The sequence below is a fragment of the Mycolicibacterium novocastrense genome (assembly GCF_001570485.1).
GTDB classification, from domain to species: domain Bacteria; phylum Actinomycetota; class Actinomycetes; order Mycobacteriales; family Mycobacteriaceae; genus Mycobacterium; species Mycobacterium novocastrense.
In genome coordinates this window covers 1-510 of record NZ_BCTA01000048.1, presented here as the reverse complement: position 1 = coordinate 510, position 510 = coordinate 1, and the positions used below count along the sequence as shown (strand labels likewise).

The following is a 510-nucleotide window of genomic DNA, read 5'->3' as shown; positions in this document are numbered from 1 at the left end:
CCCCCTTGACGACCCGGAGGGCTACCTTATCGACGGCGAATTCGGCGTGCGGGTGACATGGGGAGGTGTCTACGTACACTCGGCCCCCTGGTCGGTCGACGCGCAGGGAGCGGCCAATGTCAGCCACGGCTGCATCAACCTCAGCCCGGAAAACGCCGAGTGGTATTTCGACATGGTGCGAGTAGGGGATCCCGTCACCGTTCAGGCGTAGCGGCTCGCGCCGATACAGCATGCGGTTGGTGCCGTTTCGGCGACAGCGGCCACCCGGGCACTTAATGTGCGCCCTGCCTCAGCGTCTGTTGAATCGCGCGTATGCCATGGTGGCCGGTAAGCTCTTCGTCGAACAGTGGAGGTTCAACGGTGCGGGTGCGCGGCTTCGGCGAGTTGGAAGCGGTCATCATGGAACGCGTGTGGGATTACGGACCTGAGGCGTCGATGACGGTACGGGAAATTTTTGAGCAACTGGCCGCCGAACGGCAAATCGCCTACACCACGGTGATGTCCACCATG

2 protein-coding genes are annotated in these 510 nt (G+C 62.5%); both read left to right on the top strand.

The genetic code is table 11. The features are described from left to right. Positions 1-211: L,D-transpeptidase (locus RMCN_RS18600; RefSeq protein WP_131808582.1), on the top strand; the 211-nt coding region annotated here is incomplete at its 5' end. Positions 212-360: 149 nt separating this feature from the next. Then, positions 361-510 (top strand): BlaI/MecI/CopY family transcriptional regulator (locus RMCN_RS18595; protein WP_165604460.1); only part of this gene is annotated, 150 nt, incomplete at its 3' end.